Source organism: Asanoa sp. NPDC050611 (assembly GCF_040654855.1).
Lineage (GTDB): Bacteria > Actinomycetota > Actinomycetes > Mycobacteriales > Micromonosporaceae > Asanoa.
In genome coordinates, this window is the sequence record NZ_JBFAIU010000609.1 from 1 (window position 1) to 2,268 (window position 2,268).

A 2,268-nucleotide genomic window follows, 5' to 3' on the forward strand; every position below is an offset into this window, starting at 1 on the left:
GATCAGCACGTCGAGGTGGCTCGTCCGGTCGGCGACGGCCGCCGCGAACCCGCGCACCGAAGCAGCGAGTCGGCCCGCCTGTTCGCGGGAGAGGTCATGAGAAGACGGCAATCCATGGCGTACGCGGTGGTCCCGCTCGCCCTGCTCGTGGCGCTGGCCGCCGGGTGCGGATCCGGTGGAGACGACGGCCCCGCGGTCGCCTCGGTCGGCGGCACTCCGAGCGCGGCGGCCACCAGCGGAGCCCCGGCCGAGGAGGACGTGGCGGACCGGGCGCTGAAGTTCGCCCAGTGCATGCGCGAACACGGCGTCGACATGCCCGACCCGGAGATCGACGGCGGCCGGATCAGCCAGCGGATCAACGCCAAGCCGGGCCAGGACGTGGACGCGGCGCAGGAGGCGTGCAAGGAGTACGCACCGTCCGGCGGCCCGGGCGGCGGCCAGGCCGACCCGCAGATGCGGGAGCGGATGCTCGCGCACGCGCAGTGCATGCGGGACAACGGCGTCGAAAGCTTCCCGGACCCCGACCCCAACCAGGGTGGCATCCGGATCGACGGGAAGATCGCCGGCGACCCGGACTTCGAGAAGGCGCAGAAGGCCTGCGAGACGGAGCTTGAGCGGTCCGGAGAGCAGAAGTGAGCCGGCGCCGGGGCCGCGGACCCAAGATCGCCGGTGGCGCGGTGACCGTGCTGGCCGTCGGGGCCGCGGCCGCGGCGACGATCGGGTTCGGGTTCGGTGACCGGGACGCGGGCTCGCCCGCGGCCGCCCTGCCGCCGGCGACGGCGACCGTCACCAAGCAGACGCTCGACGACACGCAGACCGTGGACGGGACCCTCGGCTACGGCGACACCACCGCGCTGACCGGGCGCGTGGGTGGGACCGTCACCTCCCTCCCGTACGCCGGATCGGTGATCGCCCGTGGCAAGCCGATCTATCGGGTCGACGACAAGCCCGTGGTGCTGATGCTCGGCACGGTGCCGGCATACCGTGCGCTGGGTTCCGGTGACGAGGGCGCCGACGTGAAGCAGCTCGAGCAGAACCTCCGCGCCCTCGGCCACACCGGCTTCACGGTCGACGACGAGTACACCTCGGCCACCGCCGACGCCGTGCGGGACTGGCAGGAGGACCTCGGCGTCGAGGAGACCGGTCGGGTGGAACTGGGCCGCGTCGTGTTCGCGCCGGGCCCGATCCGGGTCGACAGCGTGACCGCGAAGCTCGGCGGTGGCGCGGGGCCGGGGCAGGAGGTGCTCGCGTACACCGGGACGAGCCGGGTGATCACCGTGCAGCTCGACGTCGGCGACCAGCGGCTGGCCAAGCGGGGCACCGCGGTCTCGGTCGCCCTGCCGGACGGCAAGCGCGTCGACGGCAAGGTGGCCCGGGTCTACACCGTGATCGAGGCGAGCGACGACCCCAACGGCGCGCCGGAGACGAAGATCGAGGCGCAGGTGACGCTGGCCGACGCCGCGGCCGGGGCCGGCCTCGACGTCGCCGCGGTCGAGGTGACGTTCACCGCCGCGCAGCACGCCGACGTCCTCACCGTCCCGGTGGCGGCGCTGGTCGCGCTGGCCGAGGGCGGCTACGGCGTCGAGCTGGTCGAGGGCTCGACCACCCGCTACGCCCGCGTCGAGACCGGCCTGTTCGCCAACGGCCGCGTCGAGGTCACCGGCGACGGCGTCGCCGAGGGCGTCACCGTGGGGATCCCGAAATGATCGAGCTGACGGACGTCTCGAAGGTCTATCCCGGCGGCGTCGCGGCGCTGCGCGGGGTGAGCCTGACGATCGGCGAGCGGGAGCTGGTCGCGATCGTCGGCCCGTCCGGCTCGGGCAAGTCGACGATGCTGCACCTGCTCGGCACGCTCGACGTGCCCAGCGCCGGGCGGGTCGCGGTCGACGGCCACGACGTGTCGCGCCTGTCCGACCGGCAGCTCTCGGCGCTGCGGGCCCGCCGGATCGGCTTCGTGTTCCAGAGCTTCCACCTGGCACCCGGGGTCAGCGCGCTCGACAACGTCGCGGACGGCCTGTTGTACGCGGGGGTCGGCCTCGCCGCGCGGCGCGAACGGGCGGCCGAGGCCTTGGACCGCGTCGGGCTCGCCCACCGGCTCGACCACGAGCCGCACGAGCTGTCGGGCGGCGAGCGGCAGCGGGTGGCGATCGCCCGGGCCGTTGTCGGCGCGCCGGGCGTGCTGCTGGCCGACGAGCCGACCGGCAACCTGGACTCGGCCGCCGGCGCGGGCGTGCTCGGTCTGCTGCGCGACCTGCACGCGGCGGGCAC

At 74.5% G+C, this 2,268-nt stretch carries 3 protein-coding genes; all 3 read left to right on the forward strand.

Annotated features, from left to right (window positions below; genetic code table 11):
• On the forward strand, nt 1-636 hold a 636-nt coding region (locus AB0H87_RS40890; protein ID WP_360158965.1), incomplete at its 5' end, for a hypothetical protein.
• Complete coding sequence (locus tag AB0H87_RS40895) at nt 633-1,706, forward strand: peptidoglycan-binding domain-containing protein (protein WP_360158968.1); 1,074 nt, start codon at nt 633-635, stop codon at nt 1,704-1,706. The genes AB0H87_RS40890 and AB0H87_RS40895, both read left to right, overlap by 4 nt.
• Nucleotides 1,703-2,268: ABC transporter ATP-binding protein (locus tag AB0H87_RS40900; RefSeq protein WP_360158971.1), on the forward strand; the 566-nt coding region annotated here is incomplete at its 3' end. The genes AB0H87_RS40895 and AB0H87_RS40900, both read left to right, overlap by 4 nt.